Raw genomic sequence first — 7,738 nt, 5'->3', positions numbered from 1 at the left:
CCGAGATCTCGTAGCCGTCTTCGCCGGTGTAGCCCGAGCGGCTGACGAAGCAGTCCACCTCCAGCAGTGTTACTCGGCGGAACTGCATGAAGGTCATGCCGGCCACTTCTGGGGCCAGGCGTTCCAGCACCTTGACTGCAGCCGGGCCTTGCAGGGCGAGCAGGGCGCGCTCCTCGAACAGCGGCTGCACCTCGCAACGGTTGCCAATGTGGGATTGCAGGTGAGCCAGGTCCTGTTCCTTGCAGGCGGCGTTGACTACCAGGAACAGGGTGTCCTCGCCCAGGTTGGCAACCATCAGGTCGTCGAGAATGCCGCCTTGCTCATTGGTGAACATGGCATAGCGCTGCATGCCCATCGGCAGGTCGATGATGTCCACCGGTACCAGGCTTTCCAGCGCCTTGGCGGCGTCAGCGCCACGCAGAATGATCTGGCCCATGTGCGAGACGTCGAACAGGCCGGCCTGCTCGCGGGTGTGCAGGTGTTCCTTGAGCACGCCCAGCGGGTACTGCACCGGCATGTCGTAGCCGGCGAACGGCACCATGCGTGCACCCAGTTCCAGGTGCAAGGCATGCAGTGGGGTCTTGAGCAGTGTTTCGGACATCGATGACTCCTTGCTGTCATTGTTGGGTCAACATTCGATGATGTTGACGGCCAGGCCGCCACGGGCGGTCTCTTTGTATTTGCTTTTCATATCGGCGCCGGTCTGGCGCATGGTGCGGATGACCTTGTCCAGCGACACGTAGTGCTGCCCGTCGCCGCGCAGGGCCATGCGTACCGCGTTGATGGCCTTCACCGAGCCCATGGCATTGCGCTCGATACAGGGCACCTGTACGAGGCCGCCGATCGGGTCGCAGGTCAGGCCGAGGTTGTGTTCCATGCCTATTTCGGCTGCGTTCTCCACCTGCTGCACGCTACCGCCCATCACTTCGCACAGCGCCCCGGCGGCCATCGAGCAGGCAACGCCGACCTCGCCCTGGCAGCCCACTTCCGCCCCGGAGATGGAGGCGTTTTCCTTGTACAGGATGCCGATGGCTGCGGCGGTGAGCAGAAAGCGCACCACCCCGTCCTCGCTGGCACCGGGGACGAAGCGCATGTAGTAGTGAAGGACTGCCGGGACGATGCCCGCTGCACCGTTGGTAGGGGCGGTGACCACACGACCGCCGTAGGCGTTTTCCTCGTTCACCGCCAAGGCGTAGAGGTTGACCCAGTCGAGCACTGACAGGGCATCACGCAGGCTGGCTTCCGGGTGGCCGCTCAGTTGGCGGTACAGGGCCGGCGCGCGGCGTTTGACCTTGAGCCCTCCCGGTAATATGCCCTCATGCTGGCAACCTGCCGCGACGCAATCTTGCATCACCTGCCAGATGCGCAGCAGCCCGGCTCGGGTTTCTGCTTCAGGGCGCCAGGCGGTCTCGTTGGCCAGCATGACCTGGCTCACCGACAGGTCATGCGCGGTGCAGTGGCCGAGGAGCGCCTTGGCGGTCTTGAACGGATAGGCCAGCACCGTGGTGTCTTCGACGATGCGGTCATGGCCGGCAGCGTCCTCGTCGACCACGAAACCACCGCCTACCGAGTAATACTCGCGGCTTCGGATTTGCAGGCCTGCGTCGTCGAAGGCGCGGAATATCATGCCGTTGGGGTGGTAGTCCAACGGCTTGCGGATCATCGCCAGGTGCTGCTTTTCGATGAACGCAATGCTGTGTTCGCCCAGCAGGTTGATGCGTCCGCTGTCGCGGATGACCTGCAGGCGGGCGGGAATGCTGTCGGTGTCGATAATGTCCGGGTGTTCGCCTTCAAGGCCCAGCAGCACGGCTTTGTCACTGCCGTGGCCTTTGCCTGTGGCGCCCAGTGAGCCATACAGCTCGGCTTTGACGCTGGCGGTGCGGGCCAGCAGGCCGTCACGGCGCAGCCCTTCGGCAAACCGCGCAGCGGCGCGCATCGGGCCGACCGTGTGGGAGCTGGAGGGGCCGATGCCGATCTTGAACAGGTCGAAGACGCTCAGTGACATGTTGACCTCCTGCCAGTTTGTTGGGCGGACGTTGAGCCCTGTAGGCGCGGGTGAACCCGCGCCTACACAGAGTCCGCCACCCAAGCCAGGTGGCGGGGAAGGGCTATCAGGCGTCCTGATAGCTCTCGATCGACGGGCAGGCGCACACCAGGTTGCGGTCGCCGAACACGTTGTCGACCCGGCCGACCGGCGGCCAGTACTTGCCTTCCACCAGGCTCGCCAGGGGGTATACCGCCTGCTCGCGGCTGTAGCCATGGGTCCATTCGCCAACCAGCTCAGCCGCAGTGTGCGGTGCGTTTTTCAGCGGGTTGTCGTCCTTGTCCAGGCTACCGTCCTCCACCGCGCGGATTTCTTCGCGGATCTGGATCATCGCGTTGCAGAAGCGGTCCAGTTCTTCTTTGGACTCGCTTTCGGTCGGTTCGATCATCAGCGTGCCAGCCACTGGGAAGGACATGGTCGGGGCGTGGAAGCCAAAGTCGATCAACCGCTTGGCCACGTCGTCGACACTGATGCCGCTGGTGTCCTTCAGTGGGCGCAGGTCGAGAATGCACTCGTGAGCCACCAGGCCGTTACCGCCGGTATACAGAACAGGATAGTGCTCTTCCAGGCGGCGGGCGATGTAGTTGGCGTTGAGGATTGCCATCTGCGAGGCACGTTTGAGGCCGGCACCGCCCATCATGCGGATATACATCCATGTGATCGGCAGGATGCTGGCGCTACCGAACGGCGCAGCGCATACCGCGCCTTGGGTGTTTTCCAGCTGTGCATGGCCTGGCAGGAACGGCGCCAGGTGCGACTTGACGCCAATCGGGCCTACGCCCGGGCCACCACCACCGTGCGGGATGCAGAAGGTCTTGTGCAGGTTCAGGTGGGAAACGTCGCCGCCGAACTTGCCGGGTGCGCACAGTCCGACCATGGCGTTCATGTTGGCGCCGTCGATGTACACCTGGCCACCGTTGTCGTGGATGATCGCGCAGATTTCGCCGATCGCTTCCTCGAACACGCCGTGGGTCGACGGGTAGGTGATCATGATTGCGGCCAGGCGCTCGCGGTGCTCGATGGCTTTGGCGCGCAGGTCCTCGACATCGACGTTGCCACGGGCGTCACAGGCGGTAACCACGACACGCATGCCAGCCATGTGTGCGGTGGCCGGGTTGGTGCCATGGGCCGACGACGGGATCAGGCAGATATCGCGGTGGCCTTCACCCCGGCTGCGGTGGTAGGCGCGGATCGCCAACAGCCCGGCGTATTCGCCCTGCGAGCCGGCGTTGGGCTGCAGCGATACGGCATCATAGCCAGTGGCCGCGCACAGCATGGCCTCCAGTTCGGTGGTCATCTGCAGGTAGCCCTGGCTCTGCTCGGCCGGGGCGAATGGGTGCAGGTTGCCGAACTCGGCCCAGGTGACCGGGATCATCTCGCTGGCGGCGTTCAGCTTCATGGTGCACGAGCCCAGCGGAATCATGCTGCGGTCCAGCGCCAGGTCCTTGTCGGCCAGGCGGCGCAAGTAGCGCATCAGCTCGGTTTCGCTGTGGTAGCGGTTGAACACCGGGTGTTCGAGGATGGCCGACTGGCGCAGCAGGGCGGCAGGCAGCAGGGAACCGGTGCTGGCTACCAGTGCGGTGAAATCAGGCTGTGCCTGCTCGCCACCCAACAGCTGCCACAGCGATTCGACGTCAGCCTGAGTGCTGGTTTCGTCCAGAGACAGGCCCACATGGGCGGCATCGATCTGGCGCAGGTTGATGCCCTGGGCGCGTGCCTTGTCATGCAGGCTGGCGGTGGCAGTGCCGGTGGCCAGGGTCAGGGTATCGAAGGCGCTGGCGCCCACCACTTGTACGCCCAGCGCCTTCAGGCCGGCGGCGAGGATCGCGGTCAGGGCATGGGTGCGCTCGGCAATGCGCTTGAGGCCGGCAGGGCCGTGGTACACGGCGAACATGCTGGCGATGTTGGCCAGCAGCACCTGGGCGGTGCAGATGTTGCTGGTGGCCTTTTCGCGGCGGATGTGTTGCTCGCGGGTCTGCATGGCCAGACGCAGGGCGGTTTTGCCGAAGCGGTCGATCGACACGCCGACCAAGCGGCCAGGCATGTCGCGCTTGAACGCGTCGCGGGTGGCGAAGTAAGCCGCGTGCGGGCCACCGAAGCCCAGTGGCACGCCGAAGCGCTGGGCGCTGCCGATGGCCACGTCGGCGTCGAACTCGCCCGGTGGGGTCAGCAGGGTCAGGGCCAGCAGGTCTGCCGCTACGGCGACCAGGGCGTTGGCCGCGTGGAAGCGCTGCACGACCTCGCGGTAGTCGAACACTTCACCGTTGCTGGCCGGGTATTGCAGCAGGGCGCCGAAGAAGGCGCTGACGTCGCCCAGCTCGCGTTCGTCGCCAACCACAACCTCGATACCCAACGGCTCGGCACGGGTGCGCAGCACGTCGAGGGTTTGCGGGTGACAATGCACGGAGGCGAAGAAGGCATGGCTGGATTTGTTCTTCGACAGGCGCTTGCAGAAGGTCATGGCCTCGGCCGCAGCCGTGGCTTCGTCGAGCAAGGAGGCGTTGGCGATCGGCAGGCCGGTGAGGTCGCTGATCAGGGTCTGGAAGTTCAGCAGCGCTTCCAGGCGGCCTTGGGAAATTTCTGGTTGATACGGGGTGTAGGCGGTGTACCAGGCCGGGTTTTCCAGCAGGTTACGCAGGATCGGTGCCGGGGTGTGGGTGTTGTAGTAGCCCTGGCCGATGTAGCTTTTGAACAGCTGGTTCTTGCCGGCGATGGCCTTGAGTGCGGCGAGTGCGTCGGCCTCGCTCTGGCCGTCGTGCGAGCCAAGTACGCTGGTGCCTTTGATGCTGTCGGGGATGACCGCAGCGGTCATGGCGTCCAGCGAGTCGAAGCCCAGTGCAGTGAGCATGGCCTGTTCGTCAGCGGCGCGCGGGCCTATGTGACGGGCGATGAATTCGTTGGCGGTGCCGAGGTTGATGGTCATGGTGGGGTTCCTCAGGCGTCGTCGTTGGCTTTGAGCAGGCGGTCGTAGGCGTCCTGGTCGAGCAGAGCGGTTACGGCTTCTGCATCGGCAGGGATGAAGCGGAAGAACCAGCCTTCGCCCATCGGGTCTTCGTTGACCAGTTCCGGGCTGTCTTCAAGCTGGCCGTTGACCTCGACCACTTCACCCGCCAGTGGCATATACACGCCGCTGGCGGCCTTGACCGATTCGACGGTGGACGCTTCGCTGCCTTTCTCATACTGCTGTAACTCTGGCAGTTGCACGAAAACCACGTCGCCCAGGGCATTCTGGGCGTAGGCGGTGATGCCCACGGTGACGCTGCCATCGGCTTCGACGCGCAGCCATTCGTGATCTTCAGTGAAACGCAACTCGCTCATGGGGAATCCTCGGGAAGCAGGGCGTTGGGGGGGGCGCGGTGGCGCCGCGCTCTTAGGGTAGGATTCCCTTAGCAATAATGCGGCCAACCTATAAAACTTCTTATTTATCAATAGATTACGTAAATAGGAAGAGAAGCCGTATTTTTCGTATGGAATGATATCGTTACAGGTGCTCATGGGAGGAAAAGGGTTTGAGCATCAAACCCTTGTGCACCCACGTCGGGCATCATATGTATCGTTTTCGTTACGACGTATTGAAAACGATACATGTGGTGCCCGACAGGCCTGGTGCCAATGGCCTCCGGTCATCTCACTTTCAGCAAATGATCCAGCGAAAACGCGCCGGCGCCACGGGCGACCAGGAGCAGCAAGAGCCCTGCCCAGGTCAGGTGGGTAGGCCACGCATCGGGGTAGACGAACACTTCGATCACCAACGTCATGCCCAGCAGTGCCAGCGCTGATAGCCGGGTCATCAGCCCGAGCACCAGCAATAGCGGGAACAAGTGCTCAGCGTAGGCGGCCAGGTGCGCTGCAAGCCAGGGCGAGAGTAGCGGCAGCGCGTACTCGGTGCGGAACAGCTCATAGGTGCCGGGTGTGAGGGTAAGTAAACCTTCCACTTTGGTGCGCCCGGAAAGAAAGAATACCGAGGCGATCCCGAACCGGGCGACCATGCACAATAAGTCATCGCTCAAACGGTGCTCGAGGCTCTGTGCAATGTGGTTCCAGGCGCGCCGCAGGCTGCTGGCCGGGGGCGTGAAGTCGGCACTAGCCATGATGGTGTTCTCCTGTGAAGGCAAGTGGGCGAAAAGCCTGGGCTGTCATCAGGCGCCCGAGCATCTCGGTGAAATCCAGGTCGGTTTCAGCGTGTCGCGCCAGTTCCGAGGCCTGCATCAGCGACTGTCCGGCCGCACAGGCCTTGAGAAACGCATGGCCACCTTTCCCCAGCGGCTGATGGCATACGCCATCAGCGGTGCCGACAAACAGCACCCCTTCGCCCACCCATGGCTGGTCATCGGGCCAGGCAACCTGCTCGCGGGCGCAGCGCCACAGGGTGTACACAGGGTGCGCCTCGCACCAGTACCAGCGAGCACTGGCACGGGGGGGCAAGCAACCGTGATCAAGATCGCTGGGGGTCATGCCTGCCAGTTCGACAAGGTTCAGGCACGTTTCGTACGGCGCGCTGAAGGCTTCTGTCCAATGCAGGTCCAGGCGGGCGACATCCGCCAGATACGGCACAGCGTGCTGTGACTGAATGTCTTCGAGGAAATCCGGGAAGGTTGCGCCATAGCAGATCAGCCGGGGATCACTGGGGGGGGATTGCCGCGCATAAATTGCCGCGGTCTCATCCATCCAGGCGCGCCCGACGAGTGTGCACACGCTCGGAAAGTTAGCGCGCAGCGCATCCACGCAGCCGGCCAACACCGTGTTGCGATAAACCGCGAACGCCGCTTGTTCGGTCACTCCTGAAAGCTCGGGAGCAGGACGGGAATAGAGCGCCTCGATGAACGCTTGCTGGAACTGACCAAGGGAAAGGTTCATGGCAATACACCTGGGCAAGACATGATCGACTGTGCGATGGACCGTTCAGCAAGCAGCTCGGTGAACGGGGGAAGCTTGTCGTCACGTTCAATGAGTGTCGGGCGCGGGCCGACACGGGAAACCAGTTGGCGGTACAGCGCCCACACAGGCTCGGCCACCAGCGCATCATGAGAGTCGATCAACAGGCTGCCTTGGTCATCATCGCTGTGCCCGGCCAGATGAACTTCTGTGATGGCTTGCGCTGGAAAGCGGTCCAGGTAGGCAGTTGCCGAAAACCCCAGATTGTGAGCACTCACATAGACGTTGTTGATGTCCAGCAGCAGGCCACAACCGGTGCGACGTGTCAGTTCGTCAAGAAAGTCGATCTCGTCCCAGTCATGGCCCTGCAGCTGCAAGTAATGACTGGGGTTTTCGATGGATATACGCCGGCCCAATACCTCCTGGCATCGCTGGATGTTTTCAGCGATGCGCTGCAGGGCTTCGTTGCTGCGGGGAAATGGCAGCAGGTCTGGATGGTAGTGCCCCTGCCAGGTGGACCAGGCCAGGTGCTCTGACACAAGTACCGGTTCGATCTGATCGCACAGTGCGCGCAGACGCTGCAAATGGTCCTGATCGGGGGGCGCGTCAGCCGCAAGCGAAAGTGCTACACCATGCAATGAGACCGGGTGAAGTGTTGCGATTCGGTTCAGCCAGGCAAGGCGAGGGCCACCGACCATGTAGTTCTCCGGGTGAACTTCAAACCAGAGCCCTTCGAGATTGCACGCCAGCGCCTGGTCGTAGTGCTCGGCCTTCAGGCTGACTCCGGCGCCCATTCGTGCGTCTGCGTTCATGGTCGGT

At 63.0% G+C, this 7,738-nt stretch carries 7 protein-coding genes; all 7 read right to left on the bottom strand.

The window, feature by feature from the left end:
- On the bottom strand, positions 1-601 hold a 601-nt coding region (locus AC3WLP_RS24860), incomplete at its 3' end, for an aminomethyltransferase family protein (RefSeq protein WP_492576338.1).
- A 27-nt stretch (positions 602-628) separates the two neighbouring features.
- Complete coding sequence (locus AC3WLP_RS24855) at positions 629-2,005, bottom strand: L-serine ammonia-lyase (RefSeq protein ID WP_004575653.1); 1,377 nt, start codon at positions 2,003-2,005, stop codon at positions 629-631.
- Between the two features lie 106 nt (positions 2,006-2,111).
- Positions 2,112-4,967, bottom strand: a complete 2,856-nt coding sequence (gcvP, locus tag AC3WLP_RS24850) for an aminomethyl-transferring glycine dehydrogenase (protein ID WP_012051331.1) — start codon at positions 4,965-4,967, stop codon at positions 2,112-2,114.
- A gap of 11 nt (positions 4,968-4,978) precedes the next feature.
- Positions 4,979-5,362, bottom strand: a complete 384-nt coding sequence (gcvH, locus tag AC3WLP_RS24845) for a glycine cleavage system protein GcvH (protein ID WP_088512969.1) — start codon at positions 5,360-5,362, stop codon at positions 4,979-4,981.
- Positions 5,363-5,667: 305 nt separating this feature from the next.
- Entirely contained in the window at positions 5,668-6,135 is a 468-nt protein-coding gene (locus AC3WLP_RS24840; RefSeq protein WP_012051332.1) for a DoxX family protein, read from the bottom strand.
- Positions 6,128-6,901, bottom strand: a complete 774-nt coding sequence (locus AC3WLP_RS24835; protein WP_088512968.1) for an HvfC/BufC N-terminal domain-containing protein — start codon at positions 6,899-6,901, stop codon at positions 6,128-6,130. The genes AC3WLP_RS24840 and AC3WLP_RS24835 overlap by 8 nt, the downstream gene beginning before the upstream one ends.
- Positions 6,898-7,731, bottom strand: a complete 834-nt coding sequence (gene bufB, locus AC3WLP_RS24830) for an MNIO family bufferin maturase (protein WP_178085925.1) — start codon at positions 7,729-7,731, stop codon at positions 6,898-6,900. Before bufB ends, AC3WLP_RS24835 begins: the two co-directional genes overlap by 4 nt.
- Positions 7,732-7,738 lie beyond the last annotated feature (7 nt).

Source organism: Pseudomonas sp. FW305-E2, from assembly GCF_058782925.1.
The sequence above is the reverse complement of the archived record's forward strand: the minus strand, read 5'-3'. Positions and strand labels throughout refer to the sequence as shown.